Here is a 24566-nt window from a genome sequence, read left to right as displayed (position 1 = left end):
GTATCATTTGTTCAAGGGTACCGTCGGATCATGGCGATGAGCGATCGGCCCGATCTCGCGGCGATGCTGTTTCCGTTCGTCCGTGAGCTAATGGCGATGGAGCGGCCGATCCTCGAGGCGAACGGCCTCACCATGTGGGGCTACTCCATCCTGATCACCCTCGGCTCCGAGCCGGTCCGGACCCAGGCCGCGCTGGCCGAGATGATCGGCGCGGACAAGACCCGGATCATTGCGGATCTGGACGCGCTGCAGGAGGCGGGCATGATCACCCGGGACGTCGACCCGGACGACCGCCGGGTCCGGCTGGTGGCCATCACCGCGAAGGGCCGGCGGGCCCGGGATCGGGCCCAGGCAGCGATCCAGCGGGAAGAGGAGCGCATCCTGGCCCCGCTCCCCGCCGCCGATCGCCGGACCTTCCTCCGGGTGGCCCAGTCGCTGGCCGACCTCACCCGGTCCAGCTGACACCCGGTTCCTTGTGCCTGTCCAAGGGCAGGCGGGGTCGGGCTCGGCACTTCGACAAGCTCAGTGCGCGTTCGGTGCCACCGGCTCGGTGTGCTGGAGGGTGGCACGATCACCCGGGAAGGTCGAACCGGAGGGCCGGCGGGTTCGGCTGGTGGCGATCACCGCGTAGGGCCGGTGGGCTCGGATCGTGCTCGGGTAGCGATCATGCGGGAAGAGGAGTGAGCGCATCCTGGCCCGCGCTTCCTGCCGCAGTTCGCCGGACCTCCGGGTGGCCCGGTCGCTGGCCGAACTCCGCGGGCCCGACGACGATCCCGTTCCTGAGCCTGTCGAAGGGCAAGGACACGGTCGGGCTCGGCGCTTCGACGGTGCTCATTGCGCGGTGGGCGCGTTCATCTCGGTCCGGCGGTGCAGGACGTACCCCCAGACGGCGAGCGACAGCATCGGGCCCCAGAACCAGAACGGGAAGATCACTGCGCTGACCAGGCCGTCGACAACACCTTCGGTCGCGAAGGCGCGGATCATCGGGATCGCCGACACCAGCAGGATCGCGGCGACGAAGGAGCCGGGGCCGGCTGCCGCCCAGACCGGGACCGGGCGCCCCGCAAAGAAGGGCACCCAGCGCGGGAACACCTCGCCCCACCGCGCGATCAGGCCGAGGGTCAGGATGAGGCCGGCCCAGCCGCCGGACGAGAGCAGCACACCCCAGATCCGGGTGTCGGGCGTCAACCCCTCCGCGCCGCCGTACGGCCACGGGGTCAGCCAGGTCAGCCGGATCAGGCAGTACGGCAGCGGGCCGAGCGCGGCCAGGATCGTGATCACCCGGCGGTGCCGCAGCACCCAGGCCGCGGGCCGGTCCAGCAGCCGACTCCGCTGGGCGGTGCGCGCGGCGACCAGCAGCCAGAGCAGGGTCGTGGCGGCGAGCGCGAAGACGATCGCGATGTCGCCGAGCCTTCCGCCCAGTCCGGCGACCCGTCCGGCCAGCACCAGCAGCGACTCGGCCGGCATCAGTCCGGTGGCGAAGATCGACACGATCACCGCGACCGCGGCCAGCGCGAGCCAGCGTCCGATCTTGAACTTGCGGACCAGCTGGACGACCAGCAGCACGCTGCCGGCGACCACGGCCAGGGCCATCAGATAGCCGGCCATCATGATCGCGGTCTCGTTGAGGATCCCGATGCCGATCACCGCGGACACCGCGATGCCGATCATGATCACCACCGAGGACGGCAGCGAGCCGGGCCCGCGGAACAGGAGGATCGCGGCCGTGAGGACGCCGATCAGACCGGTCCCGAGCAGGGTGCCGGTAGCGGCCGCGGGCCCGAACAGCCCATTCAGCAAGGAAGGTGCGGCGTTGAACTGGCCGGACGTGTTGGCCATAAGGTTGGTCGCGGGTACGGCGAGCCAGACCGCCGCGAGCACCGTACAGAACAGGCCGGCCAGGCCGGCCAGCAAGATCAGCGGCCGGTCCGTCACGCGGGCAGACCGTCCCGGCTGCGGCCTGCCGCGCTGCTGCAGTTCGTTGATCATGGTGACCCCTTCGACTCGTTCTCGAGTCGACCTTCTCGCCGAGCGGCGGGCCGCGGGATCACCCCCGCGGGTGAGCCGCCGGAGTGTCCGGGGGACTGCGGTGCCCGGACCGGGTGAGGTCGCGTCAGACGGTCGCGCCGGTACGGAGCCAGGCCGTCCCGCGGGCGCGCACCAGCAGGGTGATCACCCGGGCCGCCATGTAGCCGCCCCAGGCGATCCACAGCCAGACCAGGCCGGCCCTGTTGCTGCCGACCAGGAACGCCAGCGGCAGGTACGCGGCCAGCGCGACCAGGCCGGCCAGGGCCAGGTAGCGGCCGTCACCGGCGCCGATGAGAATCCCGTCCAGCACGTACGTGACGCCGGCGATCGGCGTGATGATCACGACGACGACCAGCACGGCCGTGATCAGCCGGACCACCTCCGGGTCCGGCGTGAACAGCCCGACATAGAGCGGTCGGGCCACCAGGGCGATGATGCCGAAGGCGATGCCGGAGACGACGCCCCAGCCGATCATGCGGCGCATCGCCGCCCGGCCGCGCTCGGTATCGCCGGCGCCGAGCGCGGTCCCGATGATCGCCTGGGCCGCGATCGCGATCGAGTCGAGGGCGAACGCGAGCAGGGTCCACAGCGACCCGACCACCTGGTGCGCGGCCAGCGCGGTCGCCCCGCCGGTCGCCGCGACCATCACGGTGATCGTGTAGCCCGCCTGCAAGGCGGCGGTACGGATCACCAGCCAGACCCCGGTCCGGGCGGCGGACAGGATGCCCAGCGGCCGGAACCGCAGCCGGGCCCCGTTCCGCCGGGCCGCTCGGATGACGAACACGGCGAGCACGACCGCCGCGCCGGTCTGGGCGATCAAGGTCCCGAGCGCGGCGCCGGCGATGCCGAACCCGAGGCCGTACACGAACAGCACGTTGAGACCGATGTTGGCCAGATTGGTCGCGATCACGACGAAGAGCGGCGTCTTGGTGTCGTGCAGCCCGCGCAGCACGCCGGTGCTGGCGAGGACGAGCAGTACCGACGGCAGCCCGAGGGCGGCGATCCGGAGGTAGCTGGTGGCCGCGGCCGTGACCTCCGCATCGGCGCGATAGATGCCGAGCACGGCCGGCATGGCCAGCTGCAGGGCGACGCAGAGCAGCACGCCGAGCAGGACCGCCAGCACCATGCCGTCCAGGCCGCCGGTCATCGCGCCGGCCCGGTCGCCGGCGCCCAGGCGGCGAGCGACGGTGCCGGTGGTGCCGTAGGCGAGGAAGATCGCCAACCCGACAAGGAAGGCGAGCACGTTCGCGGCGAGCCCGAGCCCGGCCAGTTGGGTGGTGCCGAGGTGACCGACGATCGCGGAGTCGGCGAGCAGCAGCAGGGGCTCGGAGAGCAGGGTGGCGAAGGCCGGTACGGCCAGCGCGAAGATCTCCCGGTCCTGCTTGGAGAGGAGACGGCCGAGGCCACGGGAGCCGGCCGGACGCGAACGAGGCATCACCGCCATTCTCCCAGGCGTCGCCCGGCGCCGAGCCGTGGGTTCACCAATCGCGCCTGACCAGGGAACACGCCAGCGGAATCAACCGTGAGTCAGGGCTTGCGGCTGACACCATGGGTGCTGGTGGTCCCCTGCCCGCGCGCCCCCACGTCCGTCCGGCCTCTTCCCTATCTGCCGGCGGAACGCCGCTGCGCGGCAGGGGACCCACTCAGGTCAGGAACCCGCAGAAGTTGTCCACAGGGTTACCCCCAACTGTGGAGAATCACACCGGTGTGATTCCTCGGTGTCAGCGCCAGAGGGTGGCGATGACGAAGGCGGCGGCCAGGCCGCCCATGCCGATCAGGATGTTCCAGTTGCCCAGCTCGGACATCACCGGGATGTTCTGGCCGGCCACGTAGTAGACGATCAGCCAGGCGACGCCGAGCAACCCGACCGTGATGAAGGTCGGCGGGACCCAACGCCGGCTGCTCGGCGGCTTGACCCGCCTGGTCGGTGTCGGCTTCGGCTCCGTCGGCTTCTTCGGCTTCTTCTTCTCGACGGATTTCCGGGTTTTGGACTCGGGCACGCGTACTCCTCGCTCGTTGCTGCCCAGGGTAGTCAGTGACCCCGGACCGGCGCCATTCTCCGGGCACGGCCCGGGGGCCTCGTCCGGGGGCACTACTGTCGGAGCATGGCGTCGCGACATCCGGTCGGAGACCTGCTGAACCGGGTCAACCGGGTGCTCGGCCGCGCCCGCGACCGGCAGCAGATCACCGGCCCGAAGCGGCTGCTCGGACGCACCGCGACGACCGTACTCTGCCTGCTGGCCGGGCTGATGATCGTGGTCGGTGGGTTGAGCGCCCGCGGCACCGATCTCCGGCCCGACCGGAACACCGACCTGGTCGGGCTGGTCCGGTCGGAGGCCCGGAACAGCGAGGAACTCCGGGGCCGGGCCGACGAACTGCGCCGCGAGGTCGACGAACTGGCGGAGCAGGGGACCGGGATCGATCCGGAACGGGTCGCCGAACTGGTCCGACAGTCCGATGCCGCCGGGCTGCGAGGGGTCGCGGGTCCGGCCGTCTCGGTCACCCTGGACGACGCGCCCGAGACCGTGGCCGCCGACGGCATCGACGCCGACCTGCTCGTCGTGCACCAGCAGGACATCCAGGCGATCGTCAACATCCTCTGGCAGTCCGGGGCCGAGGCCATGACGATCCAGGGTCAGCGGGTGATCTCGACGACAGGGATCAAGTGCGTCGGCAACACGGTCGTGCTGCACGGCATTCCGTACGCTCCGCCGTACGAGATCAAGGCGATCGGCGACCGTCGGCGGCTGGAGGAGGGCCTGGCGAACTCCGAGTTCGTGAACGTCTTCCAGCGTTACGTCGACGCGTACGGTCTCGTCTACCGGACGGGCTTCGACGCCAACGCGAAGTTCCCGGCCTACCCCGGCACCGAACTCCGCTACGCCCGCTCGCTCGGCGGCGACACCCGGACCCCGGGAACCCGCTGATCCCGCCGTGGGCAGCAGCCCGGCCCACGGGGCACAATGGTCCGGTGCCCGTGAAGATCCTCGTCGTCGACAACTACGACTCCTTCGTCTACAACCTCGTGCAGTACCTCGCTCAGATCGGGGCCGAGGTCGAGGTCTGGCGTAACGACGACCGTCGCTTCGACGATCCGGACTTCGCGGCCGAGTTCGCCGGCATCCTGCTGTCGCCCGGCCCGGGCGTGCCCGAACAGGCCGGAGTGTGCGTCCGGCTGGTCACCGAATACGGCGGGCGGCTGCCGATCTTCGGCGTCTGCCTGGGCCTGCAGGCGATCGGCGTCGCGTACAGCGGCGTCGTCGACCGGGCTCCCGAACTGCTGCACGGCAAGACGTCGAGCGTGCTGCACGACGGCGCCGGTGTGCTGGCCGGGTTGCCGTCACCGTTCACCGCGACGCGTTACCACTCGCTGGCGATCATGCCGGAGACGCTGCCGGACGTCCTCGAGGTGACCGCGCGGACCGACGAGAACGTGATCATGGCCGTCCGGCACCGCGAGCTGGCGGTCGAGGCCGTGCAGTTCCATCCGGAGTCGGTGCTCACCGAGGGCGGCTACCAACTGCTGGCCAACTGGCTCGCGGTCTGCGGTGACACGGGGGCGCCCGCGCGTGCGGTCGGCCTGGCTCCGCTGATGTCTGCGCACTGAACCGCGCAGGCCTCAGAGAGAATCCGGCAGCCGTCGCTCCGGGGCCGCCGGCCGGACCATGAAGGTCTCGTCCGGCTCGGCGAAGCCGTACGAACGGTAGAGCTCGTGCGCGTCCTTGGTGGCGAGCGTCCAGCGGAACCGGGCGCCCGGCCCGTTGTCCACCATCGTCGAGACGAGGCGGCGGCCGAGTCCTTGGCCGCGATGGTCCGGGTGCACGTAGACGTCGGCGAGGTAGGCGTCCGACACTCCGTCGGAGACGGCGCGGGCGAACGCCACCTGGGCTCCGGTGTGGCTGACGTACCCCCCGACGACGCGCCACGCGGTGGCGAGCTGCCGGTCGAAGTCCGCCCGGGTCCGCCAGCGGCCCCAGTACGCGTCGGTGGAGAGATAGGCCCAGATCGCGTCGGCGTCGAGCCGTGCCGGGTCGTCATCGAACTCATAGGTCACTCCCGAATCCTCACAGGACGAACTGCTCAGTGAAAGGTCCGGCCGCACCCGGGTGAATATCGAACACAGTAGCGAATCTTCCGCTATGCTGCAACCATGGCTGGACAACAGGCACTCGCTCCGGACCCGCGCAACTGGGAGCCGGAGCCGATTCAGGGATCCCTGTTCGACGAGGGGACGATCGGGCTGACCCCGCTGCTCGGGCTGATCACCCGCGAGGACCTGGGCCGCGGCGCCTGGGTCGACGTGCTGCCCGGCTGGCTGAGCGGCGCCGACCTGCTCTACCGGAGCCTGGTCACCGACGTCCCGTGGTACGCGGAGCGTCGCCAGATGTATGAGCGGGTGGTCGACGTGCCCCGGCTGCTCTGCTTCTACGACGAACGCGACGAGCTGCCGCATCCGGTGCTGACGGAGGCGCGGGACGCCTTGTCGGCCCATTACGCGCAGGAGCTGGGCGAGCCGTTCCGGACCGCCGGCCTCTGCCTCTACCGGGACGGCCGCGATTCGGTGGCCTGGCACGGCGACACGATCGGCCGCGGCCGGAACGAGGACACGATGGTGGCGATCCTCTCGGTCGGCTCGGCCCGCTCGCTGCTGCTGCGACCGCGCGGCGGCGGCGTGACGATCCGGAAGAGCCTGGCGCCGGGCGACCTGATCGTGATGGGCGGCAGCTGCCAGCGGACCTGGGAGCACGCGATCCCCAAGACCGCCCGCCCGGTCGGACCCCGGATCAGCATCCAGTTCCGGCCCCGCGGCGTACGGTGAGGTCCGGCGGCTTACGGTGAGGTCGGCGGGCGGCGGGCCCGCTCGCAGGATCCGCCGAGGAGGACGCCGATGTGGCCGTTCACGCCGAGTTGCCCGGTGACTCCGGAGGAGCAGGCCTGGATCGAGGAGTCGTCGGACTGGCTGGTCGGAGAGTTCGGCAGCGAGCCGCTGCGGCGGCCGCCGGTGTTGCCGGAGCGGACCTTCTTCCCGGCCGACTACACCGCGGACGAGTCGTCGATCGCGGCCGTGTTCGACCGGGTCCGGCAGCACCTCGGCGTGCCGGCGGACCGGATCGTGCTGGAGTACGAACCGGAGGAGCTGGACCCGGAGTTGCTGGCGACCGTCCCGCTCGCTTTCGAATCGAACGGCGCGGCCGGTCATTGGAGCCGCCGGGACGGCCGGACGGTGATCACGGTCCGGCTCGATCAGGCCCGGCAGCCGATCTCGCTGGTCGCGACCCTGGCCCACGAACTCGCCCACGAGCGCCTGCTCGGAGAGGACCGGATCGACCCGGAGCGGCGCGACGGCGAACCGCTGACCGACCTGACCACGATCTTCTTCGGGTTCGGCATCTTCAGCGCGAACGCCGCGTTCGAGTTCAGCTCGTCACCGTCGGGCTGGCGGACATCGTCGCTCGGCTACCTCACCGAGCGGGCGTACGGCTACGCACTCGCCTACTGGTCCTGGTCGCGCGGCGAAGTCCGGCCAGCCCCCTGGACTCGCCACCTCGACACCAACCCACGGACCTGGATGAAACAGGGCCTCCGCTATCTCGGCGAGCGGCGCCGCGGCTGACCGATCAGCCGCCGTAGCGCCAGCCGAACCAGCCGAAGAAGCCGTTGTTGTTCCCGTTCGCGTTGCCGTTCCCGTTGGCGTTGCCGCCGCCGTTGGCGTTGGCGTTGCCCTCGCCGTCGTCGTCGGCGTCGGCGTCACCGCCTCCCGGCGGGGACTGCGAGTTGGTCGGCGGGCCGAACGACCCGGTCGGCGGCGGGCTGCTCGACGGCGGCGGTGACGAAGAAGTCGGGTCCGGATCCGGTTCAGGCGCCACCGCGCGGTAGGCGGTGATCTTCGAGCCACGCTTGAGCATGGTGCCCTCTTCGGGATCCTGCTCGACCACGGTGTCCGGCGTGGCGTCGGGGTCCTCCTTGGTCTTCCAGACGATCTCGAAGCCGCGCTCGTCCGCGAGTTCCTTCGCTCGGTCGACGGTGCTGCCGATCAGCCGCGGCACCTCGGACTTCCCGGTGGCGACGGTCAGCCTCACCTTGCTGCCGGCCGGTTGGGTCGAGCCCTCCCTCGGCTCGATCGCCAGCACGTCGCCCTCGTTGTCGTCCAGGTCCTCCTCGGTGGCGTCCACGGTCTCGACCTCGAAGTCGAGGTCCTCGAGTTCCTCGCGGACGTCGTCGACGTGCTTGCCGAGCAGGTCGTCCGGGATCTGCACCTGCTTCGGGCCGACGTTGATGTCGAGCTTGATCACCGTACCCTCGGGGACCTCTCCGTCCTCCGGGTTCTGCTTGACCACCGTGTTGACGGTGGCGTCGTCCTTGCCGTTGACGGTCCGTGCGTCCACCTTGAGCCCGGCGTTGGCCAGCTGGCTCTCGGCCGCCTCCTTGTTGTAGCCGATCACCCGCGGCACCTTGACCATCACCACGGACGGAGTCGGCGAGACCGACGGAGTCGGCGAGTTCACCGGATTCTGCCCAGCCAGGGACATCTGGTAGAACGCGAACGCGCCGCCGGCGACCAGCAGCACCGCCAGGCCGACGATGAAGACGATCAGGCCGGCCCGGTTCTTCGGCCGGTCGTCCTCGTCGTCCCAGTCGTCCTCGGGGTCCGGCTCGGCCTCCGCCTGGTAGGCCGGGACGACGGGCACCGGTGGGACCACCCGGGTCGCGTTGTCGTCAGCGGTCGGCACCGGCGGCACGACGGCGGTCGCCTGCTGCCCGGACAGCACCCGGGCGATGTCGCGCCACATCTCACGCGCCGACTGGTAACGGTCATCGGGGCTCTTGGCCAGCGCCTTCAGCGTGATCGCGTCGATGTCCGGCGTGATCACCGGGTCCAGCTCGCTCGGCGCCATCGGCATCTCGCGGACGTGCTGGTACGCGACGCTGACCGGCGACTCGCCGACGAACGGCGGCCGGCCGACCAGCAGCTCGAACAGCAGGCAGCCGGCCGAGTAGATGTCGCTGCGGGCGTCCACGGTCTCGCCGCGGGCCTGCTCCGGCGACAGATACTGCGCGGTGCCGATCACGGCCGCGGTCTGCGTCATCGTGGCCGACGTGTCGGCGACCGCGCGGGCGATGCCGAAGTCCATCACCTTGACCTGACCGGTCCGGGTCAGCATCACGTTGGCCGGCTTGATGTCGCGGTGGATGATCCCGGCCTTGTGGCTGTAGCTCAGCGCGTCCAGCACACCCTGGGTCAGCTCCAACGCCCGCTCGGGCAGGATCTTGCGCCCGTCCCGCAGCACGTCGCGCAGGGTCTGGCCCTCGACCAGCTCCATCACGATGTACGGCACCGAGACGCCGGTGTGCGGATCCGGCTCCTCGCCGGTGTCGTACACGGCGACGATGGTGGGATGGTTCAGGCCGGCCGCGGACTGTGCCTCGCGCCGGAACCTGGCCTGGAAGGTGGGATCTGTGGCCAGATCGGCCCGCAGTTGCTTCACCGCCACCGGTCGGCCGAGCCGGGTGTCGACGGCACGCCAGACCTCGGCCATGCCGCCACGCCCCAGCAGACCCTCCATCTGGTAGCGCCCGCCGACCATCCCTTGGTCGCCTGTCATCGCAATCCTTTCTCGACCCCGTGCCATTCTGGCCAACCGGGAGCCGCAGCGCTATTCAGCGCCGTCACCCTGGACGTGGTCATGCGAGAGCCGCCTTCATCACGTCTCTCGCGATAGGAGCGGCCAGTCGGCCGCCACTGATGTCGTTCCGTTCGATGTCCGCGTCCTCGATCATCACCGCGACCGCGACCTGCTTGCCGTCCACCTCGGCGAACGACGTGAACCAGGCGAAAGGTTTCCGCTTCGGGTCCGACTGCGCGGTTCCGGTCTTGCCGCCGACCGTGAAGCCGTCGATCGCGGCCCGGCCGCCGGTGCCGTCGGTGACCACGCCGACCATCATCTGCTTCAGCAGCCGCGCGTTCTCCGGGCTCATCGTCGCGCCGACCTCGGTCGGCCTGTGCGTGCTGATCGGCTGCAAGTCCGGACCGCGCACCGTGTTGACCAGGTACGGGTCCATCAGCACCCCGTCGTTCGCGATGGCGGCGGTGACCATCGCCATCTGCAGCGGGCTGGCCGCGACGTCGAACTGGCCGATCGAGCTGAGCGCCAGCTCTGCCCCGTTCAGATCGTCCGGGAACTGGCTCGCCGCGGCGCCCAGATCGGACAGATGGCGCTGGTTGAACCCGAACTTCTGCGCCTGCGCCCGCAGCTTGTCCTGCCCCAGTTGCAGGCCGAGGTTCGCGAACGCCGTGTTGCAGGACACGTTCAGCGCCTGGCTGATGGTGATCTGGGTGCCGCCACAGTTCGAGTCGTTGCCGAGATCGGTCTGGGTGCCGGGCAGCCGCAGCTTGTCCGGCGAGGCCACCTTGCTGTCCGGCTTCAGGCCGGCCTCCAACGCGGCGGCCGCGGTGACCAGCTTGAACGTCGAGCCGGGCGGGTAGATCTCGCGAGCGGCCCGGTTGGACAGCGGCCGCTGCTTGTCCGCGTTGAGTTCCTGGTACGCCTTGTCGGCCTTGCTGATGTCGTGGCTGGCGATCTCGTTCGGGTCGAACGTCGGACTGGTGACCAGCCCCAGCACGGCGCCCGTCTTCGGGTCGAGGGCGACGACCGCGCCCTTCTGGCCGTCCAGCGCCTCGGCGGCCGCCTGCTGCACCTCGGGCAGGATCGTCGTCTCGATGCTGGCGCCCTGCGGGGTCCGGTTCGTGATCATGTCGATCAGTCGCCGGACGAACAGCGAGTCGTCGGTGCCGGCCAGCTCGGTGTTGTAGCTGTTCTCCAGGCCGGTCCGGGCATGATCGTAGGAGTAGTAGCCGGTCAGCGCCGCGTACAGCTCGCCGTCCGGATAGGTGCGCTGGTACTTGAACCGGTCCCTGACCTCGGTGGTCTCGGCCAGCACCGTCTTGTTCTCGTCGCCGGCCACGATCGCTCCGCGGTCCTGGGCGAACTCGGCGTCCCGGGCCCGTCGGTTCCGCGGGTTCTCGTTGAGTTCCTGGGTACGGAACATCGCCGCATAGGACCCGTTCGCCAGCAGCAGCGCGAACATGATCATGGCCACCACGGCGACCCGGCGGATCGGCTTGTTCATCAGCGCAGCACCGCCCCGCCGCCGGCCGGTGCCAGCGGAATCAGCTGCGTGGTCTCGTCGTCCGAGCCGCGCTCGGCGATGGTCGGCACCGGCTTGCGTACCTGATGCGAAATGATCATCAACAGGCCGAGCACGATCCAGTTGCAGACCATCGACGACCCGCCCTGCGACATGAACGGCGTGGTCAGGCCGGTCAGCGGGACCAGCCGGGTGACGCCGCCGATGATCGTGAACACCTGCAGCGCAAAGGCGAACGAGAGACCGGCGGCGAGCAGCTTGCCGAACGGCTCCCGGCACTGCAGCGCGGTCCGCAGGCCGCGAGCGACGATCAGCCCGTAGATCATGATCACCGCCATCAACCCGGTCAGGCCCAGTTCCTCGCCGACCGCCGCAGAGATGAAATCGCTCCGGGCCAGCGGCACCAGCCCCGGCCGGCCGAGCCCGAGCCCGGTGCCGAGCAGCCCGCCCCAGGCCATCCCGAACTGGGCCACGATCACCTGGTAGTTCTGGTCGTAGTTGGAGAACGGGTCCAGCCAGGAGCTGACCCGGATCTTCACGTGGTTGAAGTTGAGGTACCCGAGCCAGGCGCCGCCGGCGAACAGGAGGGTGCCGAGCACCGGCCAGCCGGCCCGCTCGGTGGACACGTACAACATCATCACGAACAGGCCGAAGAACAGCAGTGAGGTGCCCAGGTCGCGCTGGAAGATCAAGATCGCCAGGCTGACCAGCCACATCAGCAGGATCGGACCAAGATCACGAAGCCGCGGCAGATCGAGCCCGACGACCCGCCAGCCGGCCAGCGCCAGCACGTCCCGCTTCTCCACCAGATAGGACGCGAACGCCAACGACAGCAGGATCTTGGCCGCCTCGGCCGGTTGGAACGAGTACGGTCCGATACCGATCCAGATCTGCGCGCCGTACACCTCGCGGCCCAGCCCTGGCACCAGCGGCAGCAGCAACAGGATCAGGCCGACCAGGAACAACGTGTACGTGAAGCCCTGCAGCGGCCGGTGATCACGGATGATCACCGCGCACAGGATGAAGAGGATCAGCCCGATCGCGGTCCAGATCAGCTGGGTCCGGGCGCCGAAGATCGGCGGGTCGTTGGCCAGGTCGATCCGGTGGATCACGGCCAGCCCGAGCCCGTTCAGAACGATGCCGCAGGGCAGGATCACGGGGTCCGCGTACGGCAGCCGCCAGCGCACCACCACGTGAGCGGCGACGGCGAGCACGGCCAGCACCCCGGCGTGGACGGCGAAGAAGTCGTCCAGCCGGCCGTTGATGTTGTAGTCGACCATCGCATAGCCGCCGATCCCGATCCCCAGCGCGAGGATGATCAGCATCAACTCGACGCCGCGCCGCTTCCGCGGGACGACGGTTTGGGCCGGTGCCGCCGCACTCATCGGTCGGGAGCCCGGGTCAGCATGGCTGCCCCGGTCCAGCGTTGGGGGAGGCCGTCCCGCCCGGCGTCTTGCACGATGACGAGGCGGGCGGCGACGCGGGCGGCGCGCTGCTCGACGGAGTGGCCGACGGCGTGCCGTTGGGCGGCGTGGTCGGCGGCTCCGGGTCCTCCGTCTTGCCCTGCCCGGCCGCCTCGCTCAACCGCGCCACGGTCTGCCGCGCGGCGGTCAGATCGGCCACCTCGATGTTGGATCGCACCTGGTCCTGGTACGCCGACGGCAGCGCGGACAGGGCCAGCGGCTGCACCTCGTACACGGTGGAGAGGGAGAGGCCGGGCACCGGGTCCGGCAGGCCCTGGAAGATCGCCACCTGATCATCGGCGGCGCCGACGAAGAACTGGGTCCGGGTCCAGGCGTAGCCGGCGGCGACCGCGCCGGCCAGCAGCACCACCAGGGCGAGGATCCCGATCAAGGGACGAAGCAGCCGGCGCCGGCTCGGCGCCTGCGGTGCGTAGCGGGCCTCGTCGTCGCTGTCGTCGGCCTCGACGGCGTCCTCCGACATCGGGTCGACAAGATCATCTTCGTCACCGAAGTCGCGCTCCGCCCGGTCCGGGCGCGGCGGGATCGCCGGGATCTCACGTTCCGCGGCGGCGCCCAGGACCAGCACCCGGTCGTCCGGGTCGCTGTCCACGACGTCGGCGACCACCACGGTGATGTTGTCGATGCCGCCCTCGGTCAGCGCAGCCTCGACCATCCGCTCCATGCTGGTGTGCAGATCCGGCTCGGCCAATGCGATCGCGAGTTGATCATCTTCGACCAGGCCGCACAGCCCGTCACTGCAGAGCAGCAGTCGATCACCGAGCCGCAGTTCGACCGTGGTCAGGTCCGGGTCGGCGGCCGGCTGACCGTTCAACACCTTGACCAGCAGGGAGCGGTGCGGATGGACCGCCGCCTCCGCCTCGCTGATCTTGCCCTCGTCGACCAGCGACTGCACCCAGCTGTGATCATGGGTGAGCCGTTCCAGGGCGCCGTCGCGGAACAGGTAGGCGCGGCTGTCGCCGATGTGGGCCAGGGCCAGTGAGTGCCCGTCGAACAGCCCGCCGGTGACCGTGGTGCCCATGCCCTCCAGCGAGAAGTCGGCGGCGATGAAGTCGGAGATCCGGTCGTTGGCGGCCCGGATCGCCTCGGCCAAGGCGGTCAGCTCGCGCTCCGGCTGGACCTCGGCGTCGGCATGCCGTACCGAATCGACGGCGATCGCCGAAGCAAGATCACCGGCGGCGGCCCCGCCCATCCCGTCCGCGACCAGCAGCAGCCGCGGGCTGACGTACCCGGAATCCTGGTTGTTCTTCCGGATCAGGCCGATCTCGGAGTGCGCGACGTAGCGGAGCCCGTACGGTTCCGCCGGCTCCGTCGCCGGCTGCTCGGCCAGGTCGGGCAGCACGATCGTCTCGGTCGGCAGGTCCGACTCGACGACGTCCTCGTCCGGCTCCACCGGATCGGCCGCATCGACCGGTTCGGTGGGCTCGGTGGGCGACTTGGCCCGGCGGGCGGACGCGGTGGTCTCCGAGTCCGTGGGCTTGCGCGTCATTGCGGCGATCACGGCTCCAGTTTCATGGCGGTCTTGCCGATGCGGATCCCGTCGGCCAGGGTCACCGTCGTCGGCGCGGTGATCCGCTGGCCGTTGACGTACGTCCCGTTGGTCGAGCCGAGATCCTCGATGTAATAGCCGTCCGTGGTGGCCACCACCCGGGCATGCCGGGTCGACACGTAGTCGTCGTCCAAGATCAACTGACAGTCGGCGCCGCGGCCGATCATCACGACGCCGTCGGACAGGCTGGCCTGCTGGCCGGCCTGTGCGCCCGCGCTGATCGCCAACACTCGGGGGGATCCCTTCGCCTTCTTGCGCTTCTTCGGCGGCGCGGGCTGGTCGAGTTCCTGCCGCCGTCCACCGTCCGGGTTCGGCACCGGCCGGCCGAACAGATCGCTGCGGATGACCGACACCGCCGAGAGAATGAAGAGCCACAGTAGCGCCAGGAACAGCACCTTGAGAATGGTGACAGCGATCTCAGACATCGCCGTCCTCAGCGCCCGGCGGGTGCATGCACCAGCATCCGGGTCTGTCCGATCTCGATCCGGGAACCGTCGCCCAGCTGGGCCTGCCGGACCCGGCGGCCGTCGACGACGATGCCGTTGGTCGAACCGAGGTCGACGATCTCCACCCGGATCGTCGCGCCGTGGTGGACGACCCGGATCTCGGCGTGCTTGCGGGAGATGCCCGGATCGTTGATCCGCAGGTCCGCCTCGCTGCCCCGGCCGATGATCAGGCCCGGCGGCTGCAGCGGATGCCGCATCCCGTTCACCTCGAGCACCAGCTGGGCCCGATTGATCGCGGTGATGCTGGCCGGGCTGTCGCCCACCCCGGAGACGGCCTGCGACGCCACCGTGAACCGGCCCACCGGCAGTGACTCGTTGAGCTCCAGATGGATCCGGATCGGGCCGTTGAACTGGTAGCCCATGTCGCGGGCGTGCGACTTCAGCTCGGTGGACAGCTCGGCCGAGAGCGTCTTGCTGTACGGGGCCAGCTTGTCGTGGTCGTGCTGGGACAGCCCGACGACGAACTCGTTGGGGACCAGCCGCTTGTCCCGCGACAGCAGCTTCGCCTCCGAGTCGAGTTCCCGGAGCAGCCGGGCCGCGATCTCGACGGGCTGGACATCCCCCTTGAAGGCGCGCGCGAACACGCCGTTCACTGCGCCCTCGACCTTCTTCTCGAAGCGCTGGAAGATTCCCACCCGTCCTCCTTTCGGTCTCACCGGCGACCCCTCATGCCGCCCTGGACGACCGCCGCGTCCGGCTGCGAGCGACCCAGCCTGTGGCGCATCCGGTCCGGATGCAAGGTCGATGGTATCCGCCGTCCAACGGTCGGCGGATCACCTCCACGCCGTACGTATCCTCGGCCCGCGGTCGTGCACCACAACCGATGCGGAGTTCCCGGGACATCCGTGCTAGCCTTGCTCGGCGTTCGCATCTCACCGATGTGAACCTGCGCGAGTGGCGGAACGGCAGACGCGCTGGCTTCAGGTGCCAGTGTCCGCAAGGACGTGGGGGTTCAAATCCCCCCTCGCGCACGCAGGCGGCCGACTATGTTCGGTCGCCTTTTGGCGTCCTCCCGGGGGCCTGCGTGCCTTCTTTGCGGGGGCCGAGCCCCCGCAGGCCCCGCGGCGGTGGTGGGGTTGGTTGGGCGGGTTGCGTTGGCGGTGAGTTGGGTTGAGGGGTGCGGGGCCGAGCCCCCGCTGGCCCGCGGCGTCGGTGCGGTTGGGTTGTTGCGGGTCGTCGGTGGAGATGCGAGTGGCATGCGCGACGTGTCCGGGGATGCCAAGTTCGCGATGGTTCGCTTCTAGTTCGCGCTCGGAAGTGTGGTTCAGTTACACCTTGTACGTGAACATGGAAGTGGATCGGGCGAGAACTTGCTAGTTTTCCGTCGCGGATCCTTCTCGCTTTACGGCGGTCGAGTTCGGCCGGGCAGTCCGCGAGCCTGGCAACAAGTGGGCCTTCTGGTACTTCAGGCCCGCGCCGATCCAGCGGGAGTTGGCGCTGACGCCGCGCACGGTGAGGGCTCTATCGGATGCCGACGCCTCGCTCGGTCGACTCCAGGGGCTGGGCACTCTCATCCGAGACCCGGAGCTGCTCCTGGGGCCCTATCTCACCCGCGAGGCTGTGGCGAGTTCGCGGATCGAAGGGACGCAGGCATCGCTGTCGGACGTGCTCCAGGCTGAGCTGTCAGGCTCGCCCATCGCAGACGAGGACATCGCCGAGGTGGAGCGCTATGTCGCCGCTCTCAAGCAAGCTATGAGTTGGTCAAGGCGCTGCCGATCACTCAGAGGTTGATCCTGCAGTTGCACAACACCCTGCTGTCCGGAACGCGAGGGGCCGAGCGCCTGCCGGGGGAGCTCCGGCGTAGTCCGGTGTGGGTCGGCTCGCCCACCGACAGTCCGGACTCGGCGGCCTACGTCCCTCCACTTCCTGACGAGTTGCCAGCGTTGATCAAGGACTGGGAGGAGTTCGTCAACACCCCTGGTGATCTTCCGATCCTGATCCGTTGCGGGCTGATGCACTACCAATTCGAGACGATCCACCCGTTCCTGGACGGCAACGGGCGTATCGGTCGTTTGCTGATCAACCTGATGCTCATGGAGGAGGGACGTCTCGGAACGCCGCTCCTCTATCTCTCCGGCTACCTGGAACAGCATCGCCGCGAGTACTACGAGCGTCTCCAGGAGGTTCGTGAGCGAGGTGCCATCCAGGAGTGGCTGCAGTTCTTCCTCACTGCGGTCAGGCGCACCGCCGATGACGCCGTCCGGCGTGCCGAGCTCCTCGTCGAGACTCGTGAGCGGTACCTGGCGGTGAGCACGGCACGCCCAAGGCTCACGACCGTGGTCGAGTTGATCTTCAGCAATCCGTACATGACGGTGGCCCGGCTCCAAGGCAAGACGGGATTGACGCATCAGGCGACCCGCAACGTGATCAAGGACGCCGTGTCACGCGGCTGGTTGGAGGAGGTCGGCCGAAGAGATCGTGGAGGCCGGGTCTACTGGGTTGCTCGCGAACTGTTCGACATCATCGAAGCCCCCTGGACGTACACGACTTAAGCCCGCGGAGGCTTAGGTGTCGTTCGCCCGAGCCAGCAGGGCGGCGAGGCGGGAGCGGGGGAGGGTGATCGGGCGGGTTTCTCGGAGCTCGGCCGGGAGTTCCGCGGCGGTACGGTCTCGGGCGGCGTCTCGGTCCAGCGGAGCGCCGGCCCGCCGGGACGCCTTGACCAGGCCGTCCCGCCAGGCGTTCTCCAGCGAGCGATGGGCGCCGTCCAGGATCGCGCGGCGGAAGGTGTCGGCGGGGGACAGGTCGGCCGGGTCGACCCGGATCGCTTCGACGATCGCCAGCCGCGGGCCGGGCGTGCTGCGGCGGAACCGGAGCTCCCACTTCGCCGCGACCAGGGCGCGCAGGGCCTGTTGGCCGGCCTGGTCGGCCAGGTCCGGATGACCGTTCGGTACGGCGACGGCGATCCGCGGGCCGGACTGGGCGAGCAGGATCCGGGCCAGCCACGGCCCGGGATCGGCCGTCGCGTCCACGGCGACGGCGGCGGACCGGGCGTCCCGGATCACGCCCGGGCCGGCGAGCACCTCGGCCAGGTCCACCCGCGGCGGCTCCGTCCGGACGGCGGGGCGGGATCGCTCCGGCGTGACCAGGGCGGCGACCGGCAGCGGGTCCGGGCCGGCGCCCGCGGCGATCAGCTCGGCGGCCTCGACGCCCGGTCCCGACGACTCGACGGAGTTCTCGCCGTGGGTGTAGATCGCCAGCGGCGCCCGGCCGCCGCGGTCGACGGCGGCCCAGCTGCCGCGGGTGGGCCGCAGCTGATAGAGGTCGGCGGCGCTGCCCACCGCCTGGGCGCCGTGGTAGCGGTTGAAGTGCGGCAGGATCGCCTCGTACGCCAGCGCCAGCGAGGTGAGCTCCCGCTGCACGGCCAGACCTAGGGCGGGCTGATGGCTGCCGAAGCCGTACGCCAGCAGCAGCCGGCCGAGCCGCCGGTCGCGCAGCCCGGCCAGGCCGCGGAGCAGGAACAGGCGCACCCCGTCCGGCGTGTACGGCGGGTCGGTGAAGATCAGGTCCGCCGTTGCGCGCAGGTCGTCCGGCAGGCCGAACCGGAGATCCGCCCAGCGGCAATGGATCGGACCCGGCTGCTGCTCCAGGAAGGCGAGCAGACGTTCGTCGAGGTCGACCACCACCGGCCGGGCGGCCGGGGCGACCAGGGTCAGCCCGACCGAGGTCAGGTCATGATCACCGACGAACAGCACGGTCGCGCCGGCCAGGTCGAAGGTCCGGTCCAGCCAGCGGGCCCGCCGCAGCACGGTCTCCGCGGTCGCCGGTACGTGGTCGAAGGAACGGACCGGAGCCGGCGCGGCGTCGATGATCGTCTGCATCCTGATGATCAACTCGGCCGGTGGACGATCATGATCATCGGGCAACAGTCCGGCCAGCCCGAACCGCTCCCGATAGGCCGGGGCAGTGGCGGGCGTCAACCCGAGCCGCTCATGATCACGTACGAGATCGTCGGCGAGCCGCTCCAGCAGCTCCTCGACCCCCCGCCGCGGCAGCGCCGTCTCCCTGATCAACTCGGCCAGCGTGACGCCGCCCCGGTCCAGCAGGGCCAGCGCAACCCGGTGCGGCCGGGCATACGCGCCGAACTCCGTGATCAGGTCGGCAACGTCGGACAGACCGGTCACGGCGCCTCACCCGGAATCGCCGCATACGCCTCGCTCAACCGCCGCAGCACCGGATGATCATGATCGAAGCCGTCGTCGTCGATCGCCGCGATCGGCCGGACGCCGAAGCCGCTGTTGGTCGCGAACGCGGCCGCGAACCCGCCGAGCTCATCCACCCGCACCGGCTGAGTCACCGAGGCCGGGCCGGCCGCCTGCAGCAGCAGTTGCGTCACACCGGGCAGCACCGCCGCCGCCGGCCAGACGATCTCATGATCACGGACGAAGCCGACGTTCCAGCTCGGCCCCTCGGTGATCATGGTCCGGTCGATCAGCAGGGCGTCGTCGGCACCGGCCTGGCGCGCCTCGCGCCGGGCCCAGAGGGTGCCGAAGAGCCCGACGTGCTTCACCTCGGGGAGTTCGCGCCGCACCGGCACCGTGCGCAGCCGGAGCGGCGGCAGCGGCGACTTGCCGGCCGGGCGGGTGGTGATCAACACGGCCGGCTCGCCGTCCGGGTGCAGCAGGTCGGCGGCCGGGTCGAACACGGTGACCCGGACCATCCGGGTTCCGGGTTCGGCGACGACCGGTCGCAGATACTCCCGCACGCGCTCCGCGGGCAGGTCGACGCCGAACAGGCGGCGGCAGTCTCGGGTCAGGCGGTCACAGTGCGCGGTGAGTCCCTTGATCAGTCCGTTCTCCGCCAGCATCGAGGTGAAGTGGCCGTAGTTGATCAAGGCCAGGGCCGCCAACTGGTCCCGGGTCGCCGGCTCCCCGTTCAGCACTGCCATGCGGCAACCTTCTCATTGAGCACCCTGCGCCCGACCTACGCCACCTGTGGCAGCGCGCTGAAGCGGCGATCTGCTGCGTTGTCGTCGGTCGACGTAGGCACCACTACGCCTCCCTCCTCCGCCTTGCAGCTCACCACTTCATCCCACTGCCACAGGCAACGTAGGTCGGGCGCAGGGTGCTACCAGCCGAGCCAGGAACGACGGCCGGGTCAGCGCCGCGGGCGGGTCGAGCAGGGCCATCACCCGGACGAACTGGCGGGCCACGGCGGCGTCGACGGTGGCGACCCGCTGGATCCGGCCGGTCAGCGCCGCCGTGATCCGGCTGCTCGCGGTCCGCCGTTCCCGGTGCTCGGGCAGGGCGAGGTCGCTGCCGACCGCCATCGCCCAGGGTGCCTCGGTGACGGCCGCGGCGGCCCGGAAGTAGCGCTGCGGCAGCGTCTCCGGGTCGCCGTCGAGTTCGTCCGCCAGGGCCGCGGCCTGCTGGGCGGCCACGGTCAGGCCCTGCGCATAGACCGGATTGAGCCCGCACAGGGCGTCGCCGATCGCGATCACGCCGCCCGGCAGCCGGGTCGCCCGGTCGTACCGAAGCCGGCGCACGGCCGGGATCCGGTAGCCGTGGACGCCGCCGTCCGCCTGGCCGGCCAGCAGGACCTCGGCCAGCTCCGGCGGCGCGACGGTACGGATCACGGCGTGCAGCCCGGCCTCGTCGCGCGGCGCCCGGTGACCGCCGGTGGCGACCGTGGTGACCAGGTGCCGGCCGCCTTCGACGGCCAGCAGTGCGAGCCCGTACGGACACTCGGCGGTCGGCGCGATCAGGGCCCCGCGCACCTGGCCGGGCAGCCCGGACGGCAGCCGGGTGGCCATGCTGGCGTACCGGATCTCGACCGGCAGCCGGTCCGCCGGAACCGTCGTGCCCCACTCGGCGGCGAGCCAGTGGTCCAGCCGGGAGCCGCGGCCGGTGGCGTCGACGACCAGGTCGGCCGGGACCACCTCCGCCGGGCTACCCGGCTCCCGGCGCACGGTCCGTACGCCGGCGCAGCGGGCGCCGATCCCGGCCGGCACCAGGCCGACCACGTCCCGGCCGGTCACCAGTTCGACGCCCGGCCGGGACAGCACCCGGTCCCGCAGCCGGTCGTCCAGCAGGGACCGGCTGGCCTGCAGCGTGGTCGCGCCGATCGGGCCGGGAAGCAGCCGGTGCCCGCCGAGCACGAGCAGCAAATCGGAGCCCGGATCGGCGGTCAGGGCCCCCTCGGAGACCAGCTCGGCCGACAGTCCGGGAACGAGCCGGTCCAGTTCGATCAGGCCGCGGCAGAGCAGGGTGTGGGTGTGCGGGGCCTGCGGCACCCCGCGCCGCGGGCCGGGCCCGTGCGGGTCCCGGTCGATCAGCGTCACGCGCTCGTACCGCTCGGACAGCACGCGAGCCGCCAGCAGTCCGGCGAATCCGGCGCCCAGGATGACGGCATGTCCGTCCATGGCGAACCTCCTTCGGTGAGGTTCGACGATCCGCCGACGCGCTGGTCAGCCGCCAGGCCGGGCGCTGTCCATCCGCTGCCCGATCACTGCCCAGGGCCGGCGACCTCGGGCTGCCGGAGCGGCGTCCGGGTCGCGGTCCGACCCAGCCTCCGCACCTTGCCGGCGAAGCGGACGGCGTCGCGGAGGGCCGCCCCGCCCGGATCGTTGTTGAAGTACGTGAACACGTCCGCGTCGTCCGGCCAGGCGTCGGCCAGCCGCCCGGCCCAGCTGCGCAGCGCCCGATCGCCGTAGCTCGGCCAGGGGGCAGCGGCTCCCTGGTGCAACCTCAGATAGCCCCAGTCGGCGGTACGCCACAGCGGCGCGCGCAGCCGGCCCCGGACGTCGGCCCAGCACAGCGCGGCGCCGCGGTCGGTCAGGACGGCGCGCAGGTCCGGCGTCCACCAGGAGTCGTGCCGCGGTTCCACCGCCACCCGGACGCCGGCCGGAAACAGGGCGAGGCAGCGGTCCAGCCGCTCGGGATCGGCGCGCAGGGTCGGCGGCAGCTGGATCAGCACCGGCCCGAGCCGATCGCCCAGCCCGGCCGCCGCGTCGAGGAAACGACGGACCGGCTCATCCGGTTCGGCGAGCCGCTTGATGTGAGTGAGGTAGCGGCTGGCCTTGACCGCCATGACGAAGCCGTCCGGCGTCCGGGACCTCCAGGACTCGAACGTCTCCCCCGTCGGCAGCCGGTAGAAGGCGCTGTTGTTCTCGACCGTGGCGAAGGCGTCGACATAATGCTCGAGCCACAGCCGCTGGGCCAGCCCGGCCGGGTAGAACCGGCCGCGCCAGTCGGCGTACTGCCATCCGGAGGTGCCGATGTGGACCGGCATCCCTCCATTCAACTACACCGGCGCGGTGCCTCAGGCCGAGCCGGTGGACCCGTCCAGTTCGCGCTGCCAGAGCCGCTCGGTCACGGCCTCGACGGCCCGGTCCCGGTGCCGGCGATAGGTGCTGAACGGCAGGCCGAGCAGTTCGGCCGCCTTCTCCTGCGACGGTGCGGGCCGGACGAAGGTCCGGTCCAGCACCCGGTGCAGCGGCTCCGACCGCGGATCGTCGCGCAACTCGGCGACGGCGTCGCGGAGCAGCCCGGCCAGTGCCTGTTCCGGCGGCAGGTCCGGCTCCCCGGCCCGGCGGACCAGGGCCGAACCGACCAGCGGATTGCCGGCCAGCTCCGCCGGCCGGTGCAGCGCCCGCAGCGCGTCCCGGACCGCGGCGCCGAACTCCTCGTGGGACAGCACCAGCTCGGTGCCGCGCCGGTGCGGCTGCTCGACCGGCTCGCCCAGTTCGCGGGCCGCGGTGAGGTCGATCCACTCCGCGATCCCGATCCGGCGCCAGTCGTGCCCGAACACCTCGTACGCGGTGCCGCCGATCCGGTAGCCCGCCTCCGGCAGGTGATGGAAGTCCAGATGGCCGAGGAACGCGCGCCAGTGGTCGAGGTCCGTGTACGTACCGACGAAATCCCAGGCAGTGCGGGGACGTAACAGGATGTCCTGCGTGTGGAACGCGCCGAGCATCGTCCCGCTCGCCTGCAGTTGCCGCTCGTCGACGGTGTCCCGGTCGACCAGGAACCGCCACGCCTTGACCAGCTCGCCCGGCCGCGGCCGACCGTACCGCTGCGCGTAGTCCCACATCGCCCGGGTGCCCGGATCGGCGTCCCGGTCGGCCGGCGCGGCCCGGTCCAGCGACAGGTAGCCGGCGAACCCGAGCATCGAGCCGTCCTCGCCGCGGAAGACGAGGAACGCCTCCGGCTGCCGGTCCAGCCAGTGCTCGACCCAGCGGGCCTGCTCCCGGCCCTGCTGCCGTTCCGTCAACGCGATCAAGGCCGGTCGGTCGGCGTCGGTGACCGGATCGGTGTAGCCGCTGCCGAGCAGCCCCCAGTCCCAGTGCGCGCCGGCCACCGGGTGGTGCCGGAGCAGGAACAGCAGGTCGGCCATCACGGTGCGCCGGTCGGCCGGCGAGATCTCCCGGGCCCGCAGCCGCTCCACGAGCGAGGCCCGGATCCGGCGGTGCAGCGCCCCGTACCGCTCCTGGTCGCGCCAGCGCAGGTCGGCGTCGAGCAGGTCCCGGACCAGGTCGTGACAGCGCAGACCGGCGGCGGTCTCGTCGACGAACGTCTGCCCCCGCAGCCAACCGAACAGCGCCGGCACCGGCACCGCCGGCTCCTCGAGCACGGCCCGGAGCAGGGCCTCGGTGACGTGCCGGGCGTGGCCGCAGACCTGCAGCGCCGCCAGGTGGTCGGTGCTCGGCGCGGTGTCGATCAGCCGGTTCAGCAGCGCCCGGACCAGGTCCGGGTCCTCGGCCAGGCTGGCCGGCAGCTCGGCGTCCGGGCCGGCCCGGTGGATCGCGTCGACCAGCAGCGACAAGGCCAGCGGGTGGCCGTGGGTCAGTCCGGCGACCCGCTGGTGCAGGGCGGGCGGCACCTGCTCGATCTCCAGGTACTGCCGGGTGCCGTCCGGCGGCAGGCCGCGCAGTGAGATCACCCGGAGCAGGTCGCGCCAGCCCGGATCGGCCAGCCAGCGCGCCGACGGCGGCAGCCGGCCGGCCAGGACGACGATCAGCTCGGCCGGCAGCTGGGGCAGCAGTCGGTCGGTGAACCAGGACTCGATCGGGGCCAGCAGTTCGAACGTGTCGATCAGCAGCACCCAGCGGCTGCCGTCGCCGAGCCGATCCAGGAACCCGTTCGGTACGTGCTCGTCGGCGGGCAGCCCGAGCGCCTCGGTGATCGCGTCGGCCAGCGCGGCCCGGAAGCCTTCGGGGGTGGGCGGCGAGACTCCGTACCCGTCGATCCGGAGCGGGGTCCGGCCGGCCCGGGCGGCGTGGTCGGCGTACGCGTCGAGCAGGGTGGACTTGCCGATCCCGCCGGGTCCGTACACGAAGAGCACGTTGAACGTCTGGTCCGGCTCGGCCAGCGCGGACTCGAACAGTTCGAGTTCCGCGGACCGCCCGACGAACCGCCGGCGGCGGCCCCGGTCGATCCGGTTGGCCAGTCGCCGTTCCGGCTGGGGCGTGGTCGCACCGCTGCTCATTGCTGCGTCCTCCCTGTCCCTGACGTCCTGCGCCCGACAGTATCGACCGGCTCGACCGCGGCCCGGGGGCCGAACGGGGACGGCTGCGCCGATCTTGCGCAAATGCAAGGCCGATGGTGCGCCCGGGGACGGTGGGCAGCGGTTGGTCTGGCGGATGAGCAGTCAGTACGGGAAGCATCCCGGTCATGCCCGAGATCGAACTGAGCGCCGGAACGCTCGACTACTCCGACACCGGGGGCACCGGACCCCTGCCTGGTCCGGCTGCACGGGCCCCTGATCGGCCGGAGCGTGTGGCGGAAGGTGGTCGCCGAACTCGGGCCCGACTACCGCTGCCTGGCGCCGCCGCTGCCGCTCGGATCGACCTGACCGACGTCACGGTAGGAGGGTGGTGTCGAGCGGTGACCTACTGCGCGGCACCCGGGCACGCGCCTC

The 24566-nt window shown here is 70.9% G+C and carries 23 protein-coding genes and 1 tRNA gene; 8 read left to right on the top strand and 16 right to left on the bottom strand.

The window, feature by feature from the left end:
- Nucleotides 1-30 precede the first annotated feature (30 nt).
- The gene (locus tag BKA15_RS16525; protein ID WP_179752546.1) at nucleotides 31-462 is read left to right on the top strand and encodes a MarR family winged helix-turn-helix transcriptional regulator; all 432 of its coding nucleotides are present in this window, start codon (nucleotides 31-33) and stop codon (nucleotides 460-462) included.
- 60 nt (nucleotides 463-522) lie between these two features.
- Here BKA15_RS16525 and BKA15_RS16520 read toward each other — a convergent pair whose 3' ends face one another.
- From BKA15_RS16520 to BKA15_RS16505, 4 genes are all read right to left on the bottom strand, one after another.
- Nucleotides 523-690 carry a hypothetical protein gene (locus tag BKA15_RS16520; protein WP_179752544.1) on the bottom strand — a complete coding sequence of 56 codons (168 nt, stop codon included), beginning with the start codon at nucleotides 688-690 and terminating at the stop codon, nucleotides 523-525.
- Nucleotides 691-831: 141 nt separating this feature from the next.
- Nucleotides 832-1989, bottom strand: coding sequence for a hypothetical protein (locus tag BKA15_RS16515; protein ID WP_179752542.1), 1158 nt, complete (start codon nucleotides 1987-1989; stop codon nucleotides 832-834).
- A 124-nt stretch (nucleotides 1990-2113) separates the two neighbouring features.
- Nucleotides 2114-3463 carry an MATE family efflux transporter gene (locus BKA15_RS16510; RefSeq protein WP_179752540.1) on the bottom strand — a complete coding sequence of 450 codons (1350 nt, stop codon included), beginning with the start codon at nucleotides 3461-3463 and terminating at the stop codon, nucleotides 2114-2116.
- A gap of 286 nt (nucleotides 3464-3749) precedes the next feature.
- A complete protein-coding gene (locus tag BKA15_RS16505) occupies nucleotides 3750-4028 on the bottom strand; it encodes a cell division protein CrgA (RefSeq protein ID WP_312879070.1) in 279 nt (92 codons plus the stop codon).
- A gap of 105 nt (nucleotides 4029-4133) precedes the next feature.
- Here BKA15_RS16505 and BKA15_RS16500 point away from each other — a divergent pair, with 105 nt between their 5' ends.
- Both BKA15_RS16500 and BKA15_RS16495 read left to right on the top strand, forming a co-directional pair.
- On the top strand, nucleotides 4134-4955 hold the full coding sequence (locus BKA15_RS16500) for a DUF881 domain-containing protein (protein WP_179752536.1): 822 nt from the start codon (nucleotides 4134-4136) through the stop codon (nucleotides 4953-4955).
- Between the two features lie 44 nt (nucleotides 4956-4999).
- Nucleotides 5000-5635: an aminodeoxychorismate/anthranilate synthase component II gene (locus BKA15_RS16495; RefSeq protein WP_179752534.1), complete on the top strand. Its 636-nt coding sequence runs from the start codon at nucleotides 5000-5002 to the stop codon at nucleotides 5633-5635.
- A gap of 12 nt (nucleotides 5636-5647) precedes the next feature.
- On the opposite strand, the gene BKA15_RS16490 is transcribed toward BKA15_RS16495, so the two are convergent.
- Nucleotides 5648-6082 (bottom strand): GNAT family N-acetyltransferase, encoded by a 435-nt coding sequence (locus BKA15_RS16490; protein ID WP_179752532.1) that lies wholly within the window; start codon nucleotides 6080-6082, stop codon nucleotides 5648-5650.
- A gap of 96 nt (nucleotides 6083-6178) precedes the next feature.
- Between BKA15_RS16490 and BKA15_RS16485 the strand changes: the two genes are divergently transcribed.
- Both BKA15_RS16485 and BKA15_RS16480 read left to right on the top strand, forming a co-directional pair.
- Nucleotides 6179-6847, top strand: a complete 669-nt coding sequence (locus BKA15_RS16485; protein ID WP_179752530.1) for an alpha-ketoglutarate-dependent dioxygenase AlkB — start codon at nucleotides 6179-6181, stop codon at nucleotides 6845-6847.
- Nucleotides 6848-6916: 69 nt separating this feature from the next.
- A complete protein-coding gene (locus tag BKA15_RS16480; RefSeq protein WP_179752527.1) occupies nucleotides 6917-7642 on the top strand; it encodes a hypothetical protein in 726 nt (241 codons plus the stop codon).
- Between the two features lie 4 nt (nucleotides 7643-7646).
- On the opposite strand, the gene pknB is transcribed toward BKA15_RS16480, so the two are convergent.
- The 6 genes from pknB to BKA15_RS16450 all read right to left on the bottom strand — a co-directional run bounded on the left by pknB (nucleotide 7647) and on the right by BKA15_RS16450 (nucleotide 15346).
- Nucleotides 7647-9632, bottom strand: a complete 1986-nt coding sequence (gene pknB, locus BKA15_RS16475; protein ID WP_218871380.1) for a Stk1 family PASTA domain-containing Ser/Thr kinase — start codon at nucleotides 9630-9632, stop codon at nucleotides 7647-7649.
- Nucleotides 9633-9711: 79 nt separating this feature from the next.
- Entirely contained in the window at nucleotides 9712-11157 is a 1446-nt protein-coding gene (locus BKA15_RS16470) for a peptidoglycan D,D-transpeptidase FtsI family protein (protein ID WP_179752525.1), read from the bottom strand.
- Nucleotides 11157-12560, bottom strand: coding sequence for an FtsW/RodA/SpoVE family cell cycle protein (locus BKA15_RS16465; RefSeq protein ID WP_179752523.1), 1404 nt, complete (start codon nucleotides 12558-12560; stop codon nucleotides 11157-11159). The genes BKA15_RS16470 and BKA15_RS16465 overlap by 1 nt, the downstream gene beginning before the upstream one ends.
- A gap of 16 nt (nucleotides 12561-12576) precedes the next feature.
- Nucleotides 12577-14145 (bottom strand): protein phosphatase 2C domain-containing protein, encoded by a 1569-nt coding sequence (locus tag BKA15_RS16460; RefSeq protein WP_179752521.1) that lies wholly within the window; start codon nucleotides 14143-14145, stop codon nucleotides 12577-12579.
- 8 nt (nucleotides 14146-14153) lie between these two features.
- Nucleotides 14154-14630 (bottom strand): FHA domain-containing protein FhaB/FipA, encoded by a 477-nt coding sequence (locus tag BKA15_RS16455; protein ID WP_179752519.1) that lies wholly within the window; start codon nucleotides 14628-14630, stop codon nucleotides 14154-14156.
- Nucleotides 14631-14638: 8 nt separating this feature from the next.
- Nucleotides 14639-15346 carry an FHA domain-containing protein gene (locus BKA15_RS16450; RefSeq protein ID WP_179752518.1) on the bottom strand — a complete coding sequence of 236 codons (708 nt, stop codon included), beginning with the start codon at nucleotides 15344-15346 and terminating at the stop codon, nucleotides 14639-14641.
- Nucleotides 15347-15599: 253 nt separating this feature from the next.
- Here BKA15_RS16450 and BKA15_RS16445 point away from each other — a divergent pair.
- The 3 genes from BKA15_RS16445 to BKA15_RS16440 all read left to right on the top strand — a co-directional run bounded on the left by BKA15_RS16445 (nucleotide 15600) and on the right by BKA15_RS16440 (nucleotide 17203).
- Nucleotides 15600-15682, top strand: a tRNA-Leu gene (locus tag BKA15_RS16445).
- Between the two features lie 481 nt (nucleotides 15683-16163).
- A complete protein-coding gene (locus BKA15_RS37300; protein ID WP_376766830.1) occupies nucleotides 16164-16442 on the top strand; it encodes a Fic/DOC family N-terminal domain-containing protein in 279 nt (92 codons plus the stop codon).
- The gene (locus BKA15_RS16440) at nucleotides 16439-17203 is read left to right on the top strand and encodes a Fic family protein (RefSeq protein WP_218871377.1); all 765 of its coding nucleotides are present in this window, start codon (nucleotides 16439-16441) and stop codon (nucleotides 17201-17203) included. Before BKA15_RS37300 ends, BKA15_RS16440 begins: the two co-directional genes overlap by 4 nt.
- A 12-nt stretch (nucleotides 17204-17215) precedes the next feature.
- Here the strand turns inward: BKA15_RS16440 and BKA15_RS16435 are convergent, their stop codons facing one another.
- The 5 genes from BKA15_RS16435 to BKA15_RS16415 form a co-directional block, all read right to left on the bottom strand.
- Nucleotides 17216-18832 carry a bis-aminopropyl spermidine synthase family protein gene (locus BKA15_RS16435; protein WP_179752516.1) on the bottom strand — a complete coding sequence of 539 codons (1617 nt, stop codon included), beginning with the start codon at nucleotides 18830-18832 and terminating at the stop codon, nucleotides 17216-17218.
- Entirely contained in the window at nucleotides 18829-19596 is a 768-nt protein-coding gene (locus BKA15_RS16430; protein WP_179752514.1) for an aminotransferase class IV, read from the bottom strand. Before BKA15_RS16430 ends, BKA15_RS16435 begins: the two co-directional genes overlap by 4 nt.
- 138 nt (nucleotides 19597-19734) lie before the next feature.
- Entirely contained in the window at nucleotides 19735-21069 is a 1335-nt protein-coding gene (locus BKA15_RS16425; RefSeq protein WP_179752512.1) for an NAD(P)/FAD-dependent oxidoreductase, read from the bottom strand.
- Between the two features lie 83 nt (nucleotides 21070-21152).
- Entirely contained in the window at nucleotides 21153-21938 is a 786-nt protein-coding gene (locus tag BKA15_RS16420; RefSeq protein WP_179752510.1) for a DUF72 domain-containing protein, read from the bottom strand.
- 30 nt (nucleotides 21939-21968) lie between these two features.
- Nucleotides 21969-24134, bottom strand: coding sequence for an AAA family ATPase (locus BKA15_RS16415; protein WP_179752509.1), 2166 nt, complete (start codon nucleotides 24132-24134; stop codon nucleotides 21969-21971).
- Between the last annotated feature and the right edge of the window lie 432 nt (nucleotides 24135-24566).

It is taken from the genome of Microlunatus parietis (genome assembly GCF_013407955.1).
Classification (GTDB): Bacteria; Actinomycetota; Actinomycetes; order Propionibacteriales; family Propionibacteriaceae; genus Microlunatus; species Microlunatus parietis.
The sequence above is the reverse complement of the archived record's forward strand: the minus strand, read 5'-3'. Positions and strand labels throughout refer to the sequence as shown.

Bases quoted from the DNA above. Each gene is read 5' to 3' on its own strand.
- BKA15_RS16525 (WP_179752546.1), top strand. From the start codon at position 31: ATGGCGATGAGCGATCGGCCCGATCTCGCGGCGATGCTGTTTCCGTTC.
- BKA15_RS16520 (WP_179752544.1), bottom strand. From the start codon at position 690: ATGCGCTCACTCCTCTTCCCGCATGATCGCTACCCGAGCACGATCCGA.
- BKA15_RS16515 (WP_179752542.1), bottom strand. From the start codon at position 1,989: ATGATCAACGAACTGCAGCAGCGCGGCAGGCCGCAGCCGGGACGGTCT.
- BKA15_RS16510 (WP_179752540.1), bottom strand. From the start codon at position 3,463: ATGCCTCGTTCGCGTCCGGCCGGCTCCCGTGGCCTCGGCCGTCTCCTC.
- BKA15_RS16500 (WP_179752536.1), top strand. From the start codon at position 4,134: ATGGCGTCGCGACATCCGGTCGGAGACCTGCTGAACCGGGTCAACCGG.
- BKA15_RS16485 (WP_179752530.1), top strand. From the start codon at position 6,179: ATGGCTGGACAACAGGCACTCGCTCCGGACCCGCGCAACTGGGAGCCG.
- BKA15_RS16480 (WP_179752527.1), top strand. From the start codon at position 6,917: ATGTGGCCGTTCACGCCGAGTTGCCCGGTGACTCCGGAGGAGCAGGCC.
- pknB (WP_218871380.1), bottom strand. From the start codon at position 9,632: ATGACAGGCGACCAAGGGATGGTCGGCGGGCGCTACCAGATGGAGGGT.
- BKA15_RS16470 (WP_179752525.1), bottom strand. From the start codon at position 11,157: ATGAACAAGCCGATCCGCCGGGTCGCCGTGGTGGCCATGATCATGTTC.
- BKA15_RS16465 (WP_179752523.1), bottom strand. From the start codon at position 12,560: ATGAGTGCGGCGGCACCGGCCCAAACCGTCGTCCCGCGGAAGCGGCGC.
- BKA15_RS16460 (WP_179752521.1), bottom strand. From the start codon at position 14,145: ATGACGCGCAAGCCCACGGACTCGGAGACCACCGCGTCCGCCCGCCGG.
- BKA15_RS16455 (WP_179752519.1), bottom strand. From the start codon at position 14,630: ATGTCTGAGATCGCTGTCACCATTCTCAAGGTGCTGTTCCTGGCGCTA.
- BKA15_RS16430 (WP_179752514.1), bottom strand. From the start codon at position 19,596: ATGGCAGTGCTGAACGGGGAGCCGGCGACCCGGGACCAGTTGGCGGCC.
- BKA15_RS16425 (WP_179752512.1), bottom strand. From the start codon at position 21,069: ATGGACGGACATGCCGTCATCCTGGGCGCCGGATTCGCCGGACTGCTG.
- BKA15_RS16420 (WP_179752510.1), bottom strand. From the start codon at position 21,938: ATGCCGGTCCACATCGGCACCTCCGGATGGCAGTACGCCGACTGGCGC.
- BKA15_RS16415 (WP_179752509.1), bottom strand. From the start codon at position 24,134: ATGAGCAGCGGTGCGACCACGCCCCAGCCGGAACGGCGACTGGCCAAC.